General features: G+C 44.3%; 12 protein-coding genes. 4 read left to right on the forward strand and 8 right to left on the reverse strand.

Annotated elements, in window-relative coordinates; genetic code table 11:
• Positions 1 to 10: 10 nt before the first annotated feature.
• From rlmN to DW173_RS02755, 8 genes are all read right to left on the reverse strand, one after another.
• Positions 11 to 1,045 carry a 23S rRNA (adenine(2503)-C(2))-methyltransferase RlmN gene (rlmN, locus tag DW173_RS02720; protein ID WP_008017001.1) on the reverse strand — a complete coding sequence of 345 codons (1,035 nt, stop codon included), beginning with the start codon at positions 1,043 to 1,045 and terminating at the stop codon, positions 11 to 13.
• A gap of 103 nt (positions 1,046 to 1,148) precedes the next feature.
• On the reverse strand, positions 1,149 to 4,502 hold the full coding sequence (locus tag DW173_RS02725) for a DUF4062 domain-containing protein (RefSeq protein WP_120143663.1): 3,354 nt from the start codon (positions 4,500 to 4,502) through the stop codon (positions 1,149 to 1,151).
• 211 nt (positions 4,503 to 4,713) lie between these two features.
• Entirely contained in the window at positions 4,714 to 6,855 is a 2,142-nt protein-coding gene (locus tag DW173_RS02730) for a peptidylprolyl isomerase (RefSeq protein ID WP_004320851.1), read from the reverse strand.
• 119 nt (positions 6,856 to 6,974) lie between these two features.
• On the reverse strand, positions 6,975 to 8,231 hold the full coding sequence (locus DW173_RS02735) for a hemolysin family protein (protein WP_118194596.1): 1,257 nt from the start codon (positions 8,229 to 8,231) through the stop codon (positions 6,975 to 6,977).
• Between the two features lie 57 nt (positions 8,232 to 8,288).
• Positions 8,289 to 8,906: an LPS export ABC transporter periplasmic protein LptC gene (gene lptC / locus DW173_RS02740; RefSeq protein WP_008645327.1), complete on the reverse strand. Its 618-nt coding sequence runs from the start codon at positions 8,904 to 8,906 to the stop codon at positions 8,289 to 8,291.
• Positions 8,907 to 8,949: 43 nt separating this feature from the next.
• The gene (locus DW173_RS02745; protein ID WP_008017009.1) at positions 8,950 to 10,275 is read right to left on the reverse strand and encodes a hypothetical protein; all 1,326 of its coding nucleotides are present in this window, start codon (positions 10,273 to 10,275) and stop codon (positions 8,950 to 8,952) included.
• Between the two features lie 65 nt (positions 10,276 to 10,340).
• Positions 10,341 to 11,618, reverse strand: a complete 1,278-nt coding sequence (locus DW173_RS02750) for an OmpP1/FadL family transporter (protein WP_009039713.1) — start codon at positions 11,616 to 11,618, stop codon at positions 10,341 to 10,343.
• On the reverse strand, positions 11,605 to 12,393 hold the full coding sequence (locus tag DW173_RS02755; protein ID WP_008020984.1) for a type III pantothenate kinase: 789 nt from the start codon (positions 12,391 to 12,393) through the stop codon (positions 11,605 to 11,607). The genes DW173_RS02750 and DW173_RS02755 overlap by 14 nt, the downstream gene beginning before the upstream one ends.
• Positions 12,394 to 13,046: 653 nt before the next feature.
• On the opposite strand from DW173_RS02755, the gene DW173_RS02765 reads away from it, so the two are divergent.
• From DW173_RS02765 to DW173_RS02780, 4 genes are all read left to right on the forward strand, one after another.
• Positions 13,047 to 14,234, forward strand: a complete 1,188-nt coding sequence (locus DW173_RS02765) for a DUF4105 domain-containing protein (protein WP_120143667.1) — start codon at positions 13,047 to 13,049, stop codon at positions 14,232 to 14,234.
• Positions 14,234 to 15,808: an alkaline phosphatase family protein gene (locus DW173_RS02770; protein WP_087318634.1), complete on the forward strand. Its 1,575-nt coding sequence runs from the start codon at positions 14,234 to 14,236 to the stop codon at positions 15,806 to 15,808. Before DW173_RS02765 ends, DW173_RS02770 begins: the two co-directional genes overlap by 1 nt.
• Positions 15,809 to 16,005: 197 nt before the next feature.
• Positions 16,006 to 19,323 (forward strand): preprotein translocase subunit SecA, encoded by a 3,318-nt coding sequence (secA, locus tag DW173_RS02775; RefSeq protein ID WP_008645335.1) that lies wholly within the window; start codon positions 16,006 to 16,008, stop codon positions 19,321 to 19,323.
• A 241-nt stretch (positions 19,324 to 19,564) separates the two neighbouring features.
• The gene (locus DW173_RS02780; RefSeq protein ID WP_004314052.1) at positions 19,565 to 20,671 is read left to right on the forward strand and encodes a DUF6340 family protein; all 1,107 of its coding nucleotides are present in this window, start codon (positions 19,565 to 19,567) and stop codon (positions 20,669 to 20,671) included.
• Positions 20,672 to 20,676: the final 5 nt, after the last annotated feature.

Below are 20,676 nucleotides of genomic sequence, written 5' to 3' on the forward strand. Positions count from 1 at the left end.
GTTTTATATATTAACTTTCATTATTTTTCTCCTGTTTCGCTGTCGACAGCATACCGCAAGCGGCAAAAATATCTTCGCCCCTGGATGAACGGATAGTGGTGAAAAGTCCGTGTGATGTCAGATAATCACGAAAACGGGTCATCGTATCCATGTCCGCCCCCTCGAGGTCTACCCCCGGTATGGCATGAAAACGAATCAAATTCACCCTGCAATCCAGCCCGCGAAGAAGTTTCAGCAACTCTTTGGCATAGACCTGCGAATCATTGAGCCCTTTAAAAACAATATATTCAAACGAAAGTCGACGTTGTTTACTAAAATCATAGTTTTTTAACAGTTCCACCATTTCGGTGATTGAAAACGCCTTTTCCGCCGGCATTAATTCAGCACGCTGAACGGTCAGCGGAGAGTGAAGGCTGATGGCAAGGTGGCAGTCATTTTCTTCGATAAAACGCTGCAATCCTTTCCGTAGCCCGACAGTAGAAAGCGTGATACGCTTCGGACTCCATGCGTAACCGTAGGTAGCGGTCAGTAGTTCCAATGCCTTCAATACCTCATCCAGGTTATCGAGCGGCTCGCCCATTCCCATCATTACGACATTAGTCAGTTTGTCCCGTTCCGGCAGCGAATGAATCTGGTTCATGATCTGGCTGGCGGTCAGGTTAGCTGTATACCCCTGTTTGCCGGTCATACAGAACTTACAGTTCATCTTGCAGCCCACTTGTGACGACACGCACAACGTTGCCCGGTCATCATCCGGTATATAAACCGACTCTACAAAATGGTTCTCACCCACTTTATAAAGATACTTCACCGTACCATCTACAGAGCGCATTTCATCTACCGGAGCTTCCGCTCCCACCTCATAGTTCTGCTTGAGCAACTCCCGGTGTTTCAATGACAAATTAGTCATATCATCAATCGAGGCTACCTTCTTTTCGTAAAGCCAGGATGCAATCTGCTTGGCAGCAAAGCCGGGCATACCCAGTCTTTTTGTCAATGATTGAAGCTCTACAAGAGTCATTCCTAAAAGGGGATATTTAGACATTCTTCTTTCTATTGATAGTTTATATCTGCAAATGTAAGGAAATAAAGTCGATTTCCGTATAGCAGGAATGTAAAAGTTAACAAAAAAGGGAAGTATGCCTCCGTTATGATTCAACCACGCTGATATATTGAAGTAGCTTTTGCGCCATTTCAGAATCCTCGCCATTCTTTTTCACTTCATGACCGTACGCCTCACGGAAACAAGCCAGCGCCTCTTCCCGTTCATTACAAAAGCTGTGCAAAACCCCTAGGTTCTGACAAGCCAGAATCGTATCTTCATCCTCCCATCCCAGATATTTCTTTCGCAGTTCAAACTCTCTGAAGAAAGCCTCTTTCGCCATTGGATAATTCTCCAACTTCACATAAGCCTGTGCTTTGTAATAATATACCAGACAGGAAGCATTAAGGTCAGTATCATCGTGAAAATCCAAAGACGTTGCAATACGAATCACGTTATCATAGTCTTTATTCATGTAATACTGCTGCATAATATCACATCTCAATGCCTCGTAGCGGACAGTCAGTTCCGCCAGACGCGGTTTTTCGCTGAAATACATTTCATGCAGAAGAGACTCACGGAAGAATAAAGTAGACGCCTGCTCATCGCCACGTTCATTCATCATCCGCTTGAATTCCCTGCATAGATAATACAACTGTTTATGACAAGCGACGATCTGTTTTTTGCTGTCTATCTGTATAGCAATGTCCAACGCCTGATTCATCAGCATCCATGCTTCATCGTATCGTTTGATATAATAAAGACATTTACCCTGCATACGCAAACATTTAGCCACTCCACCAGACAGTCTGCCATTCAACGACTCGTGCATTTCAGCTACTTTCCGGAATTTCTCGGCAGCACTCTCTTCCTCATCCTTATAGTAATCACAATAAGCCAGATATTCGGAAAGTTCAATGACTTCTGCCTGACTCTTCTCGTCAGCAGAAGCCGCATGATAATCAAGCGCCCTATTCAAATAGGTCACTGCTTCATTGTATTGCTCATTGTAGTAATATGCCAGAGCTAGATTTCGGCAGGTGTTGGCAATCTCCAGTTCCGGAGTCGGTACAATGTTTTCCTGCATCACCAATGCTTTCAGGAAACAGTCGCATGCCGTTTCGTATTCTTCATTACGGGCATACCGGCATCCCTCATTCATCTTCAATACCGACTTGGCAATGAGTGGCATGGCAGCACCTTCCATACTCTTCTCACTCACAGCAGCTGCCGCCTTCGTCAGATGGAAAGAACTGCTCAAGAAAGTAGCCATATCATTAGCAATGACAGGAATTAAAAAAGAATCGATCTCATCAAAGTCCAATTCGGCATAGACTTCAGGCGTAACTTCAGGATTGTCGTTCATGATCGCCTTCCAGCTATCTTCCAACAGAGAACGATTCGTGCGATACAGAATCTCGAAAATCTCCACATCACAAATCCAATCCTTCAATATATCCCATTCTTGCATCTTATAGCATTGATAGGTAATCTCCACTTTATAGCGATACGAATCATGGTAGCAGAACTGTTTCATGCGATAGTTATAATCGGCAAAAGTCAACGGATGGGAAAGAATCTCTTCCTCATCCAGCAAAGCGGAAATAATTTCATGGCGACTATCATCTATACATTCGTCATCTTGAGCGAAATAGCGTTCGATTGCCTCTACCATTTGTGTGTCACCAATGCAATATCGTCCTCCTTTGTTGGTGAGCCAGCTACTCATTTCCACTCTCAACTGCGACCAAAGTATCTGATTAATGTCTGCCATGCTCTTCACTTCATCTTCGGTAAATCCTTCTAAAGTAAGTGAAAGCATCAGAAGCGTTCTTCCAATCTCTTCGAAACCATAATCAGCCGACAAACGCCGTAACACACTGTCATAGAATTGCCCAACCTCATTGAGCCGGCAATATCCACTCATATATTCATTGAGAGCATCGTACTGACCGAACGAAACCAGCTCGTTGAGCAATACACTTAAACAGCGCGGTTGTTTAGCCAGCACCCACGAAGCAAGAATATCTTCCTGTTGTGCGGACAAAGCCTTGGAGTAAGTAGACAAATATTGCTTTGAGAACGACTTGGCATCCGCCTGTGAAAAACCATTCAACTGGAAATGGGCGTAGCCATTCTGAACAAAGGGCAGGTAGGCAGTGGATGACGCAGAAAAGCTCAACACGACTTTCACGTTCGGGGGAATAGATGCAAATAAAGAAAACAGGGATGCTTCAGTCGGATTCAGATAACTGATGTCATCAATCAGCAGAATGATAGGGTATCTTGATGCACCCAACGCACTCCACAACTGACTGAACTTTTGGATAGAATTCAAATCTTCTTCAATCTCCTTGAGGTTTCGAAGTGTGTTTCCTGAAAAAGTGTTCAAGCCAGCATCTCCCATCAAAACCGAGTTTTTCACGGCGTCCATGATGGATTTGGCAGTGCTTTGGGTCGAGTCCAGTTCTTTTGAAACTTCCGCCGCGAACAAATTTTCTTCACCCAAAGATTGATGCTTGAGTGCGTTCTGGCATTTGGAAGCTAACATTCTCGCCAACGTTTCCGGATAAGAAGACAATGTAGTACTATCCAAGCGATGATAGATAGGAATCATCGGCATATCATTGTTCACCAAATCGCTCCAATGAGCCAACAAAGCACTCTTGCCAAGACCGCAATCACCCGTTACCACCAGACACCGCTGTTCATCCGCCGCCAAAAAATCAGCAAACGCCTGATCTGCTTCAGGTATTGGGTGATAATTGAATAAGAGTTCATTGCGCGTCAGTTGTTCTTGCAATGCTTGATTATCTTCAACGGTCAGTACATCCGGAAACTCCCGTTCAAGCAATTCCGTGAAAGCAGCTTCCACAAGGTTACACAACTGATCGGGCGAATCATACTCCTGCACAGGATAACGATCTTGCTGCAAAATACTCTTTTTCAGGCGTTTCAATTTAAGAGACTCCTCTTCAGGGCAAGACAGTTCATCATCTGCCGACCGTTTTATATAAAAATAGGCATGTAACGGATTGGGATTGCGCAGTACACCAAACTGCATTTCAATTTCCGTCACACTCAAATGGTGATTCAAGTCATCTTCTATCCAACGATATTCCAGGCTGTCATTGAGAGTTTGAGATAAATCTTCATAACTGGGACACCATCCATAGCGGTCGCCTACCATACCTATGAAGAAAGGCCGGGAGTTAACGATCTCTTTCAGGCATATTTCAACAACCTTGCCGCTTTTCGCATCTTCTTCTGTGATTCCCCAACGTAAATCAACCAATGAAATGGTGGCACCACGGCTGGCAGCCTTCACTTGCAAACCCTTAAAGAGTTTGACTAATGCAGAACGTTCCATCTCCATGTCTCTGAACGTTGACGAAAGGAAAACACGGATAACACGTGAATTTTCAGCGGGAACTGAATACTGGGCTAGTTGTTTAGTCATAATATAGATTCGTATTAGTTAATGAAGTATTTCGCAAAGCCAATTGATAAAGATTGGCAAGATATGGAAATTTAATCAGATAACAAAGACCATAAACAAAAAAAACGACCACAAAAAAGGCACGGATTACACGGGTTTCGCGGTTCCCTCATAAGTTTAAACCGCGTAAATCCGTGTAATCCGTGCCTAATATCTATTACTTGCTACTTGTTTAGAAGAACAAGAAGCGTGTATCTTTTACGTTTGCTTTCAGATACAAATCATTCATCAGACGGCTGGCAAAACGTGCATGCATGTTAGTCAGCGTAGCTTCTTCTGCTTTTGCGTCGAATGTTTCGTTCAATTTGTCCTTACCGTATACCTGCAATACAAATACTCCGGCATTACCTTTGATAGGAGCGCTCAACTGATTTACTTCAGCTGCAGAAGCATAAGCACCTACCAGCGGTTCGCTGCTGCGCAATGCTGATACGTATGCAGGAGCTGCAAAAGTAACCATCTTCAAAGAGTCGCTGACTGCATTAGTCATCTCTTTGTACTGGTTGAATGAAGTTGCATTGGCAGCTTTCATGTCAGCCATAATCTTTTCAGCTTTCTTATCTTTTACGATTTCAGCTCTCAACTGATCCTGTACTGCTTTCAACGGACGATATCCTTCCGGCTTAATGCCTACCAGACCTACTACCATCATGTGATCGCTTTCGCCACATTCGTACAAGCCGGAAACATCACCCGGTTTTGCTTTATCAAACGCCCATCTCAACGCTTCTTTTGTACCTCTTACACCACCGATATTATGTTCAGAGCTGCTCAAATCCATTCTGTCGAGCAGTCTGTAACCGGCCTCTTCAGCGTTAGCTACCATCTTTTCTACACTCGGATTAGCTGCGATAAACTGGCTGAAATCATTATAAGCACGGTTGTAAGTTTCTTTGCTGAACTCTACTTCACGCTTGATAACAGCTACTTTATATTTGTCTTTTACAGATTTCTTGTTCGTTACCTGAAGAATTACGTTTGCTTGTCCCATCGGCAAGTTCACCAATTCGTTCACACCTGTATTGTTGATAGCAGAGATGAATTTCAGGTTATCTCCGTCTATCTGTGCACCTTCGTACTGTGCAGAAGTTAGCCAGTTTGCATCACCAGTCTGACCATATTTCTTTGCCAGATCAGCAAAGTTAGCGCCACCTTTGATCGCGTTGTAGATACTGTCAGCCAATGTCTTTGTCTTCACAGCATCTTCTGCGTATACCTGAATCTGACGGAATTCGACAGAGTCGGCAGCAGCAGCTTTAGCTACAATTTTGAAAGAGTTGATTGTATTGTCGGCACCGTTATAGTAAGGACCATAAATAGTACCTACCGAAGCAGAGTCCAAACGGGCAACTACATCTGACGGGAAAGCTGTTTTGTTATAGAACAAGTCTACATAAGGAGCTTCCGAGCCAGTCGAGCGGATGAAAGAAGTATAATCTTCCGTAGTAGTAGCCAACTGTTCAGTAGCTTCGTCCACTTCTTTCTGGATAGCAGCTCTATCTTCAGCACTTGCAGTCACTTGTACATCGATGTACTTGATGTCACGAGTTTCCTGATATTGCTTGAATTGTTCTTTCTTCTTGTTATACAAGTCTTTCAGTTCCGATTCTTTCACTACGATTGTAGAGTCCACTACAGAAGAGTAAGGAATACCAGCCATCAACACGTTGTACTGGTTCACTCTTGCGTCGAAAGCGTCCTGTGCTTCCACCGGATTGGAAAGAAGAGCTTTAGACACCAATGCCTGATACTTTTCTGCCAGACGGCTCTCGATCAGAGTTTTCTGAATGAAAGACCAGTATTTATACATGTTATTGTATTGTTCAGCATACTGTGCCGGCATTTGTGATTCGCTCATCTTGGCATATTCCACGAGGAACTTGTTCAACATATCCTTGTCGAAGTTTCCTGTTTGCGGATTCTGGAAAGGAGTTTGTCTCAACAAAGGATGAACGCCTGCTTTCAGGATGTCCTGGATTTCAGCAGCAGAAACAGTCAGTCCCAGTGCTTTTGCTTCTTTTTCGATCAGTTTATTGTTTACGTAGGAACGCCATACTTCATCGCGCACCTGATTGGTTTGTTCGTCATTCAAGGCGGTCACCCCACGCATGAGTTTCACTACTTCGGTATATTCTTCTACCAAATTCTGATACTCTTGAGCGGAAAGAGCGTCTCCGTTCACCTCACCTACGTCATGTGCCTGATGCGGCTGCATCACCTTCCATGCGTCACCCGCAATGAAAGCAAACAGCGCCAAGCCGATAACAATCACCAATAGAGGTCCTTTCGACCTAATGTTTTGTAACGTTGCCATTTTGATTAATACGATTTATGTTTATTATTATTTCTTTCTTTTGTCGTTTTAGCGCACGAAGATACAAAAAATGCTAATATGCATCTATTTATTGGCTAAAAATTTCTTGATTATCGTCATTATTCCAAGACTTTTAATCGCACGAGTTCTATTTTTGTCGCTGTGACCTTAATTATCTTGAATTGATAACGTCCTACCCGGACCACTTCATGCAACTTCGGGAAGCTCTGATATTGGTTCAGGATCAACCCTCCTACTGTCAGATAATCATCCGACTCGGGCAAGTCGAGTCCGTACGTCTCATTGACTTTTTCTATCTCCAGGCGGGCGGACAACACATACTCGCGTTCGTCGATCTGCTTGCTGATATAGGAAGTGTTATCGTGTTCGTCTTCTATATCTCCAAAGATTTCTTCAACGAGGTCTTCCAGAGACACGATGCCGGACGTACCGCCAAATTCATCCACCACTACGGCAATCGTTTTCTTTTGCTGCATGAAGAGTTTCATCAATTTGTTGGCGGACATCGTTTCGGGCACAATCGGCACTTGTTTCACATTCTCATGCCAGTTTTTCGGGGCACGGAACATTTCCGACGAATGGATATAACCGACTACATTGTCGATATTCCCGTCATACACGATTATCTTGGAGATTCCGGATTCTATGAAGCGGCTTTTCAGCTCGTCCAGCGAGGTAGTCAGATCGACAGCCACCACTTCGGTACGGGGAACGATGCAGTCGCGGATTTTTATGTTCGAGAAGTCGAGGGCGTTCTGGAAGATTTTCACTTCCGTGTCCAGCTCTTCTTCATTTTCGGCATTATCAATGCTGCTTTGTACGAAATAGTCCAGATCGACTTTTCCAAAAGCTCTGTCGGACGCATCCTTATTAACCTTCATTCCAAAGAGGCGAAGGAAGATACAAGACAAGCCGGAGGCTAATTTGGAGATGGGATAGAGAATCACATAACAAACAATAAGCGGAATGGCAAAAACATTCAAGACCAGATTGGGATTGATTTTGAAGATTGTTTTCGGCAAAAACTCTCCGGTCACCAGGATAATCAGGGTAGAAATAACGGTCTGCGCCAACACCATCAGGAAATGATTGTCAATGAATCCCGCCAGCAGATTGTCGCCGATAATCTGTGCCATCAGGATACCATAGATGACTAGTGCGATATTATTCCCCACCAGCATGGTAGAGATAAATTCATTCGGGTTCTTGAAGAAGATAGAAAGGATGCGGGACGTAATTCCCCCCTTGCGTTCCATCTCAAAACGCAGTTTGTCTACCGACACAAAGGCAATCTCCACTCCTGAAAAGAAAGCGGAAAAGACCATGGTGATAATTAGAGAGATATAAATATTCATAAGTTTTGATTTACGATCAGACGATTTACGAGATACGGTACAATGATATGACTTCGCCTATTTCGCAGTATCTTTATTCACTGAATCCGGCAGTGCTTTTGTTTCCGGTTGGGGCGGACCGCTACTCGCTTCCTCGTCCACATAGAAAATACCTTCAATATTACGAATGGTATATATAGTCATTTGCTGGTTCGAGTCGAAGCCGTGTCCTGTGATAATTCTGTCCGGTTGCTGAATACGTATAAACTTGTCGGAATACACTTTTTGAGTGGCCTCATTCCAGTAGAGCAGTTCGGTATTAAAACGCTCTCCTTTGCGGTTCTGTATATCCACATTCCCTATCAGCTTCCAAAGCCTTTCTTTGTCATAATAATAGGCAGTATCTGCTTTAATACTGGCTTCTACATTAAAGATAGAGTCGAACTGCTCCATATACACACCTTTTTCAAACGCCCAATACGAAGGCTTTTTACGGTCGTACATCATCCACTCTTCCGTGTTCACCCTATAACGTGTCACTCCGGAATCGGAAATAAGGGTAGTAACTCCCAATGTGGTCATCACCGGAAGAGAATCACGTTCTGTGATAGCCTCTCCCATAGCTTTCTGTTTTCCGCCACAGGAAGATAATAAAAGAAGCATAACAACCACCCCGAAGGTGATTGTTATGCTCATGCTTTTATGCAACAAACGGTTTCTTCGTTTTCGCAACATACGGTTATCTAATCGTTGTAGTCTCTCCTATCCAACCGCCGATAGTGATGCGGTCGCCTTGCTTGTAACCTAACATAAACAGGTCTTTAGCTTGTGGAGTATGACCAGAATATCTACCGATCAAGCTGTTAGCTTCTTCAGCTACGCTCGGATCTACTTGTTTTGCACGTTGCAGTTTGTCGATTACTGCAAAGTAAGTACACTTGTTCAAAGCTGACTCGTCGCTCCAGTTAGGACTCATTGCATACAGATTGGCAATCAGGATATATGGAGCACCATAGTTTTCGTTGAACCCGATAGCTTTCTGGCAATATGCTCTTGCTTGAGACAGTTTTTTAGCAGAAGCCAATACTGCTGCGGCAGCGTATGCTTTTTCAGCTTTCTTCACGTTGTCAGTTTCCAATCCAATGGCTTCGTCGAAGAATTTGACAGCACCGTCGATGTCACCTTTCTTAAATGCCTGGTAAGCACATCCGGTAGCGGCATCTGCACTAGGTTCTATTTTGTACACATAGAAAGCAGCCTGTTGATAAGCTTCGCTTTCCGTACATCTCATCATTTTCATGATGTCGATTACTTTCTTCAAGTAAGCCAGATCTGTTTGGTTAGCTTCTACTTTCGGTCCATAGATGTTTTGCAGTGATTCGCAATCAGCCGTTCCGCTGTTTACAAACAAAGCAACCAGATTATCTTTGATACCTTGCAAGTTTTTCTTCTTTGCTTCGTTCGTTTCAGCAGCAATAGCAGCATCAGCATATTCAGAAGCAGCCAGATAATCCTGAATGAATTGTTCCTTATGGTTAGGATCTGTTTTCAGTTTATCCAAAGACATTTGCAGGAAATAGAAGATAGTAGCGGCAGCAGATTCAGCTTTTACTGCATTTACCGACTGGCTCAACCATTGATAAGCCTGATTGACATCAATTTTCGGAGCGAAAGCGATGTAATCTACTGCTTTGATACCCAGAGCTTCATCAGCAGAAGACACTTTTGTACCTTTAGCCAAGAACTCATCTGTGTATTTGATACGCAAATCATGCGTATTCATCAGTTCATCAAAATATTTCTGATATTCCGGATTATTCCTATCCTTGATTTGTCCCATCAAGCCTTTCAGAATTTTATATCCGTCAGTAAAAGTATAGAAACGAAGCGTCGGGCAGTTTTCCAACACAGCTTTCCAAGGAGTATACGCATCTTTAAAGTTACCTGCACGCACAGCTTCATGCGAGATACTACTGTTCGAGTTACAGTTAGTCGCATCCTGTGCTACCACAGTGGTTGCCCCTGCCGAAAGGAACAACATAGCCACAAGCGTTTTAATTTTCATTGTATCTAAATTTTAGTTGTTATTATTATAGTCGTCTATTCTTTCTCTTCTTACATTCATCTCAATTACTCTACTCTGCGCTTGAAGAACCAACGTTCGTTGAACGTCAATCCGATGCTAACGCGGAAGATATTTTCGTTTACAAAAGTCGATTCCTGTCCACTTACACGAACAAACTGTCCGCTGATGCTAAGGATGGAACGGGAACGAGGCACAGGCAGACCGAAACCGGCAGTTACGCCATATTCGCGGGCTGCGTCTTTACCGCCAATCTTATAATACGGAGTCGTATAATAAGCTCCCAAACGATATTTGATGTGGGATAAATAGGAACGTCCAATCAAATTGGGAATATATTCCGCACCCACTGATATTTTATGACGGTCGCAATACGTGTATGTTTCATCAAAATCTTCACGTACAGCATCATCCGATGTATTTACGCCAAACTTTGTTTTTGACCATTGCTGCAAACTATAATCCAGACCGACAGTCAAACGTTTGTCATAGTTATATGTAAAGCCGACGCCAAAAGTATTAGGCACTTCAAGTGTAGCATCCCAATCCTGACTGACAGTTGAGCTAGCTTGCGTCGTTACTGTATAATCATTATTCAGTTTATGCTTCGGAGAATATACTGCTCCGATAGTGGCTGAATGTTTTTTGTTAAATTCTTGCGTATATTGCAATCCAAAATCCAATTTATAATCCGACACTGACACAGCATTCTGCCTAATGTAAGAATAAGCAGAAGCGGTATTCGGATAAAGCTGCGTCAACGAGCGGGTTATGTCTCCCCAAAAATAAGAAGCATTCACACCAACAGACAGGTTTTTCAAGACTTTTACACCCGCACCAACATACAGTTGATGTAAACCTCCCTCACCAGTAAGGCTTTTCGTGCTATACGGTGAAGTTTCTGTAGCCTCATTGCTTTCCGATACAGAATATCCCACATTGGAGAACGGCAACAGACCGATACTCATCGCTACCCTCGGATGCAAACGAAATTGCATAGCCAGATAGTCGAAGCTAGAGTTTTTAGCGTTCAGTTTCACACCACCGCCACTAATATTCATATTTTGCAGACTAACGCCTCCTTCAAAAATAAACGTCAACGAGTCAATGGCTGTATACGAAGCAGGATTCAGCGGATTGATCTGTGCTCCATCCCGAAGTCCAAAAGCAATTCCCCCCATCGCCTTGCTATTCCCGAAACTCTGATCGGACAAGTCGCCATAGCCATATCGTGTATAAGGAGAGTTTGTATTATTTTGAGCGATTGCCATTCCGGTAACCATCGTGAGCAAAAGCGCACAAAGTGTGTGTTTAAATCCTACCATTATTATAGTTTAAAATTCTATTTAATCCTTTCAACACTAAAAATCTATCTGCAAAGATGATACTTTTTACGCTGCTATCAAAAGAAAAATCATCTCCGCCCGTTAAAAAAACCAAAAGTTCAGGATATTTATGCTTCATAGACTCAATATAACCTGAAATTTCGTATTCCATCCCTTTCATCACTCCGGCGCGTATAGCCGTTTCGGTGTCCCGTCCCATCGGGAGTTTGCGCCCGTTGGTGTCTACCAGGGGCAAACGTCCTGTAAACTGATGCAGTGCCTTGAAACGCATCTGCATACCGGGAGATATATTACCGCCATGATACTGGCCTTTTGAGTCGATAAACTCGTAAGTAATGCAAGTTCCCGCATCAATCACCAATATATCCCGATGAGGAAACTGCTCATTAGCACCCACTACGGCAGCCATACGATCATATCCCAATGTTTCGGGAGTTTCGTACAGGTTGACAACCGGAAGCGGAGTCTGATGATTGAGCCAGAGCAAAGGAAACGGCAAAGCGGCCAAATCAGCTAAAACCTTTTCGTTTAAATCAATGACAGTAGCCACAATCCCCTGCTCAACCGGATATTGAGAACAAAGAGCTTTCAAGCAACCTAGAGACTGATTGGATTCAGCTACTACATCCACCATTTCTCCGCCGTCGAAGAAAGCAATCTTTGCCTTTGTATTTCCTATGTCGATTATTAAATTCAAATCTTTTGGTTCTTTAGCGGGCGCAAAGGTAAAGTAAAAAAAGAAAAGTTGAAGCATAGAAGAGGAATTATCTTCTTTTTTCATTTTAGAAATCCCCCAAAACAAAAATATCGAACTATCTATTTTTAAATAGATCAATTATCTTTTATTGTTTATTATGTATTCCACTTTGCGTTCGGCAGTCCTTTTTCATTACATCATAAACAGCTAATAAGCAATAGATTACAAGAGAAAAACAGCGTTCCACAAAGCGTTCCGCTGTTTTGTAATCAATTTTCCGTTCAAACAGAAACATTATTTCATCCAAACAGAGGCTCCGTTTTATCTCATCTAAAGGCAAATTTCCTGAATCATCTTCATTTTTTCATTCACAAAACACAGAAAAAGTGTGTTGAGCGAACTATATTATATAGATTATTATATTTTAGTATTTATATATGTTCGGTTGGTGGTTCGCCTACTTTTTTCCGAGCGTTGCAAACGCATGACAGACAAGCAGTTGAGCCACCTTCAGGGGGTGTTCGTTTGGCTGTTCGATTTTTTAGCCCCAAAATAGAGGCTCTATTTGAGGGAAACAGAGCCTCTGTTTAAGCCATATAGAGCCTCTGTTTGTATGAAATAGAGACTCTATTCCGATAAAACAGAACCACCGTTTTCCCGAATCCAACAATTCTTCCTATATTTGCCACCAAAATAAAACGAGCCAGCTAATGAAACGGTTTTTCTTATATACAATCCTCTCCTTCTTCCTGCTGCTTCCGTCCGCCGGACAAGCACCTGCCAACAGCAACGACTCCATCCGCTTGAGCTTGTTGACTTGCGCTCCCGGAGAAGAAATATATTCCCTGTTCGGACACACTGCCATCCGCTATGAAAACCCGTCACAAGGGATTGACGTTGTGTTCAATTACGGATTATTCAGTTTCAACACTCCTAACTTCATCTTCCGCTTCTCGCTCGGAGAAACCGATTACCAACTGGGAGTAACGGATTATGAGCATTTTGCGGCTGAATACGCATTCTACGGACGCAGCGTGTGGCAGCAGACACTGAACCTGACTGATGAAGAGAAAACAGAACTAATCCAGTTATTACAAGAAAATTATCGCCCGGAAAACCGGGTGTACCGCTATAATTTCTTTTACGACAATTGCGCCACCCGTCCCCGGGACAAGATAGAAGAAAGCATTGCAGGAAAGGTGGTTTATCCGACGGAACCGCAGGATGGTTCGCGCACTTTCCGCGACATCGTACATCAATATTGCAAAGGACATCCGTGGGCGCGTTTCGGCATCGACCTCTGCATCGGAAGCGAAGCCGACCAGCCCATCACACAACGGCAAATGATGTTTGCCCCCTTCTATCTGATGGATGCTTTCGACGGCGCACAGATTTCCACAGATACCTATTCCCGTCCGCTTGTCAAGACCAACGAACTGATAATCGACGTCACTCCCGAACCGGATGAAAGCGGCTGGATGCCCACTCCTCTCCAATGCTCGTTACTCTTATTTATACTGACAGCCGCCGCCACGATCTATGGCATCCGCCGGAGAACCGGATTATGGGGAATCGACCTTGTTCTTTTTGGCATGGCAGGTATCGTGGGATGCGTCCTCGCCTTCCTCGCCCTCTTCTCCCAACACCCGGCAGTCAGCTCCAATTTCCTGTTATTGGTTTTCCATCCGGGACAACTTCTTTTCCTTCCCTACATCGTATATTGTGTCCGAAAAGGGAAGAAATGCTGGTACTTGACCTTGAATCTGGTCGTTTTAACACTTTTTATAGTGCTTTTTCCTGTAATTCCGCAAAGATTTGACTTTGCTGTTGTACCTTTGGCACTCGTTTTGCTGATACGTTCAGCAAGCAATCTGATTGTGACATCTAAAAAGAAATAATGAAAGGACTACTAACTTCCCTCATCACCGTACTGACTTTCACCGGGCTACAAGCCCAGTCACTGCCTTCCGCCCCTAAATTAGTGGTAGGGCTGACTATCGACCAACTGCGTACGGACTATCTGGAAGCGTTTTCGTCACTCTACGGCGAGAAAGGCTTCAAACGTCTTTGGAAAGAGGGAAGAGTGTTCCATAACGCCGAATATACCTTCTGCGGCGTAGACCGCGCTTCTGCCATCGCAGCTATTTACAGCGGCACGACGCCTTCCATGAACGGAATCATCTCCCAACGATGGATGGACGCCTCTACCCTTCGCCCCGTCAACAGTACGGACGATACCGAATTCATGGGATATTACACCGACCAAACGGCCGCACCCACCAAATTACTGACTTCCACCATTGCCGACGAGCTTAAAATAGCTACCCAAGGCAAAGGACTCGTATATGCCATCGCCCCCGATTGCGACGCCGCGCTTTTCGCAGCCGGACATGCCGGAAACGGTGCTTTCTGGCTCAATCCCAACACCGGAAAATGGAGCGGAACGACCTATTATGGAGAATTTCCGTGGTGGGCAAGCCAATACAATGACCGGCAGGCGATTGATTTCCGTATTGCGGGTATGACATGGGAACCGGTATTCCCCCGTGGCATGTACACTTTTCTGCCAGATTGGCGGGATATACTCTTCAAATATAAATTTGATGACGACCGTAACAATAAGTACAGACGCTTCATCGCCAGCCCTTTTGTGAATGACGAAGTGAACGCACTTGCCGAAGAAGCATTGAACAAAAGCTCCATCGGCATGGATGACATTACTGACTTATTGGCACTCACTTATTATGCAGGAAACTACGCACATAAATCCGTACAGGAATGTGCCATGGAAATACAAGACACCTACGTGCGTCTCGACCGCAGCATCGAAAACCTGCTCGAAGCGCTCGACAAGAAAGTAGGACTACAAAACGTGCTTATTTTCGTCACTTCCACCGGATATACGGACAGCGAATCGGCTGACTCGGGATTGTACAAGATTCCCGGCGGAGAGTTTTATCTCAACCGTTGTGCCGCCCTATTGAATATGTACCTGATGGCTACGTATGGCGAAGGAAAGTATGTGGAAGCTCACCACAACCAGCAGATTTATCTGAATCATAAATTGCTGGAAAAGAAGGAACTGAATCTGGCAGAGATCCAACAAAAGTCAGCAGAATTCCTGATGCAGTTCAGCGGAGTGAACGAAGCATATTCAGCCAACCGGCTGTTGCTGGGTTCATGGACACCGGAAATTCATAAAATACGCAACGGCTACCACCGCAAACGTTCGGGCGACCTCGTAATCGACGTTCTTCCCGGATGGACCATCGTCAACGAGAACGGCGGCGAAAACAAAGTGGTACGTCATTCTTATATCCCTTCACCGCTGATTTTCATGGGACATTCCGTAAAACCGGCCATTATCCAGACACCTGTAACCATTGAACATATTGCGCCCACACTGGCACATTTCATGCGCATCCGGGCTCCCAATGCCTGTACTTCTGCTCCTATTACCGACCTACGGTAAAAATTTACTCACAAAAACAGGGAGCAAAACATAAATAAATCAGCATTTTAATGTAACTTTGCGGAGATTATTCGCCACAAATCCCACAGATTCACACAGATTAAAAAGAAAGATCCGTGTTCTATATGAAAAAATCTGTGTAAATCCGTGGAATCTGTGGTGCAGAAAAAGATAAATAATAAACTAAATAATATAACATGGGATTTAATGAATTTTTAAGCTCGATTTTCGGAAACAAATCCACACGAGACATGAAAGAAATCAAGCCCTGGGTGGAAAAGATCAAAGCTGCCTACCCGGAGGTTGAGAAACTGGACAACGACGCCCTCCGTGCCAAAACGGAAGAACTCAAAAAATATATCCATGAATCGGCTACCGCCGAACGTGCGAAAGTGGAAGAGTTGAAGGCAAGCATCGAGACACTGGAACTGGAAGACCGCGAAGAAGTCTTCGCACAAATCGATAAGACAGAAAAAGAAATTCTGGAGAAATATGAAAAAGCACTGGACGAAGTACTGCCCGTTGCTTTTTCTATCGTGAAAGCCACTGCCAAACGTTTCACAGAAAATGAAGAAATCGTTGTTACCGCTACGGATTTTGACCGCCAACTGGCTGCAACGAAAGATTTTGTACGCATCGAAGGCGACAAGGCCATCTATCAGAATCACTGGATAGCCGGTGGTAACGATACGGTATGGAACATGGTTCACTACGATGTACAGCTCTTCGGTGGTGTCGTTCTGCATAAAGGTAAGATTGCGGAAATGGCAACCGGTGAAGGTAAAACATTGGTGGCTACCCTCCCGGTATTCCTCAACGCACTGACCGGAAACGGTGTACACGTGGTTACCGTGAATGATTACCTCGCCAAACGTGACTCCGAATGGATGGGACCTCTTTATATGTTCCACGGATTGAGCGTGGATTGTATCGACCGTCATCAACCGAACTCCGACGCGCGCCGTCAGGCATACCTGGCAGACATCACGTTCGGTACGAACAACGAATTCGGTTTCGACTACCTGCGTGACAACATGGCTATCAGCCCGAAAGACCTTGTACAACGTCAGCACAACTATGCCATCGTCGATGAGGTCGACTCGGTTTTGATTGACGACGCCCGTACTCCGTTGATTATCTCCGGTCCTGTACCGAAAGGCGACGACCAATTGTTCGAGCAACTCCGTCCGTTAGTAGAACGTCTGGTAGAAGCACAGAAAGTATTGGCTACCAAATATCTCTCCGAAGCAAAGAAACTGATCGCATCCAACGATAAGAAAGAGGTGGAAGAAGGATTCCTCGCTTTATACCGCAGCCACAAGGCATTGCCGAAAAACAAGGCTTTGATTAAGTTCCTTAGTGAACAGGGGATCAAGGCAGGTATGCTCAAAACGGAAGAGATCTACATGGAACAGAACAACAAGCGTATGCATGAAGTTACTGATCCGCTGTATTTCGTGATCGACGAGAAACTGAATAGTGTAGACCTGACAGACAAGGGTGTAGACCTGATTACCGGTAACTCTGAAGACCCGACATTGTTCGTTCTTCCGGACATCGCCGGACAACTTTCGGAACTGGAAAACCAACATCTGACTAACGAACAACTGCTTGAAAAGAAAGATGAACTTCTGACAAACTATGCCATCAAATCGGAACGTGTACACACCATCAACCAGTTGTTGAAGGCTTACACCATGTTCGAGAAAGATGATGAATATGTAGTGATCGACGGACAGGTGAAGATCGTAGACGAGCAGACAGGCCGTATCATGGAAGGTCGCCGCTACTCTGACGGATTGCACCAGGCTATCGAAGCCAAGGAACGTGTGAAAGTGGAAGCTGCTACGCAGACCTTTGCAACGATTACTTTGCAGAACTACTTCCGTATGTATCACAAACTGTCCGGTATGACCGGTACTGCTGAAACGGAAGCAGGCGAACTTTGGGACATCTACAAATTGGACGTAGTCGTGATCCCGACCAACCGTCCGATTGCAAGAAAGGATATGAACGACCGCGTTTACAAGACGAAACGCGAAAAGTATAAAGCTGTTATCGAGGAAATCGAAAAATTGGTTCAGGCAGGACGTCCGGTATTGGTGGGTACTACTTCGGTAGAAATCTCCGAAATGTTGAGCAAGATGCTTGCCATGCGCCATATCGAGCACAAGGTATTGAACGCCAAACTGCACCAGAAAGAAGCGGACATCGTTGCTACTGCCGGTTTGAGCGGAACAGTAACCATTGCTACCAATATGGCTGGTCGTGGTACCGACATCAAGTTAAGTCCGGAAGTAAAGGCTGCGGGCGGTTTGGCAATTATCGGTACGGAACGTCACGAATCCCGTCGTGTAGACCGCCAGTTGCGTGGTCGTGCAGGACGTCAGGGTGACCCGGGTTCTTCTGTATTCTTTGTGTCACTGGAAGATGATTTGATGCGTCTGTTCTCCTCCGACCGTATCGCCAGCGTAATGGACAAACTTGGTTTCCAGGAAGGCGAAATGATCGAACACAAGATGATTTCCAATTCTATCGAACGTGCCCAAAAGAAGGTGGAAGAAAACAACTTCGGTATTCGTAAACGTCTGTTGGAATATGACGACGTGATGAACAAGCAGCGTACAGTGGTTTACACCAAACGCCGCCACGCTTTGATGGGTGAACGTATCGGTATGGACATCGTGAACATGATTTGGGACCGTTGTGCCAATGCTATCGAAAACAATGATTATGAAGGCTGCCAGATGGAACTGCTTCAGACATTGGCGATGGAAACTCCGTTCACTGAAGAAGAATTCCGTAACGAGAAGAAAGAAAAGTTGGCCGAAAAGACTTTCAACATTGCGATGGATAACTTCAAACGCAAAACTGAACGTCTGGCACAGATCGCTAATCCGGTTATCAAACAGGTATATGAAAATCAGGGACACATGTATGAAAACATCCTGATTCCTATTACAGACGGTAAACGGATGTATAATATCTCTTGTAACCTGAAAGCGGCTTACGAATCGGAATCTAAAGAAGTGGTGAAATCGTTCGAGAAATCAATCCTGCTCCACGTTATCGACGAAGCATGGAAAGAAAACCTCCGCGAACTAGACGAACTGAAACATTCCGTACAGAACGCAAGTTACGAACAGAAAGACCCGTTGTTGATTTATAAACTGGAATCTGTGACTTTGTTCGACGCCATGGTGAACAAGATCAACAACCAGACTATATCTATCTTGATGCGCGGACAAATTCCTGTACAGGAAGCTCCGGACGAACAGGCTGCCCGTCGTGTGGAAGTGCGCCAGGCTGCTCCTGAACAACGTCAGGATATGAGCAAGTATCGCGAAAACAAGCAGGACTTGAGTGATCCGAACCAGCAGGCTGCTGCCAGCCAGGATACTCGTGAACAGCAGAAACGTGAACCCATCCGTGCAGAAAAGACTGTAGGACGTAACGATCCTTGCCCATGCGGAAGCGGCAAGAAGTATAAGAACTGTCACGGTAAAAACCTTTAAGAAGTTGAGAAGGGAGAGTTGAGAGTTGAGAGTTAAAAGTTGGGTAAGTAGGAGTTTCTATTTCTTTGCGCTCATTTTTGAATCAGCTTCGCTCAAAAGCCTTATTTAATTTTTAACATTAAGGTATAATCTCAAGTTTCAATACACAAAAGAAAGTCTCAAACGGTTAAAAACTGTTTGAGACTTTCTTTTATTCCTCCAAAATTGTACTTTTGTTCAAATTACTAAATAGAACAAAACTATGGCAAAATCTTATTCACTGGCTTTCGTCACTATCTTCCTGCTGACACTGGGTAGTTGTCAGAGTTTGGAACAGATTTCCATTGATTATCTGCAACCTGCCGACTTGAGCTTTCCTCCGCAACTCCGGAAAGTAGCTATCGTGAATAACACCAGCAACACCCCGGATAACAAACTAATAACAACGACTGAAAAAATCAAAGAAGGTACACCGCTGGTAAGTCGTGCAACGGCATACGCCAACGGAGATCCCAAGATTGCCACCGAATCACTGGCTGAAGAAATCGCACATCAGAATTACTTTGAAGAAGTAGTCATCTGTGATTCCGCTTTGCGGGCAAATGATAAACTGGCCCGCGAAAGTACGTTGAGCCAGGAGGAAGTCCGTCAGTTAGCCTCTAGTTTGGGAGTGGATTTTATCATTGCATTGGAAAATCTGCAACTCAAAGCAACTAAATCTGTCCGTTTTCTGAATGAGTTCAACTGTTTTCAAGGAGCAGTAGACGTTAAAGTATATCCCACGGTGAAAGTGTATCTTCCCGAACGTAGTCGGCCGATGACTACGCTCCATCCTAACGACAGCATCTTTTGGGAAGAGTTTGGAGGTACTGCCGTAGAAGCTGCCACCCGCATGATTCGCGACAAACAAATGCTGGAGGAAGCGGCGGTATTTGCAGGGACAGTTCCGGTGAAATATCTCGTCCCCATGTGGAAAAAAGGAACACGATATCTGTATACCGGAGGCTCGGTTCCCATGCGTGATGCTGCCATCTATGTACGCGAAAATTCATGGGACGACGCATACGAACTTTGGAACCAGGCTTTCGAAGGTACGAAGAATCAAAAGAAGAAGATGCGGGCAGCTCTCAACATAGCTGTTTATTATGAAATGAAAGATAGTCTCGCTAAAGCGGAAGAATGGGCGGAAAAAGCACAGCAACTAGCCAAGAAAATTGATAAAAAGAATATCACAGATAGTGTTCAGGCCAGCATTGACGATGTGCCGAATTATTATCTTACGTCCTTGTATTTAGCCGAATTGAAGGAGAGAAACGCTCAATTACCTAAGTTAAAATTACAAATGAGCCGATTTAATGATGATTTTTAAGGAAA

It is taken from the genome of Bacteroides sp. AM16-13 (assembly GCF_003602705.1).
GTDB lineage: Bacteria > Bacteroidota > Bacteroidia > Bacteroidales > Bacteroidaceae > Bacteroides > Bacteroides xylanisolvens.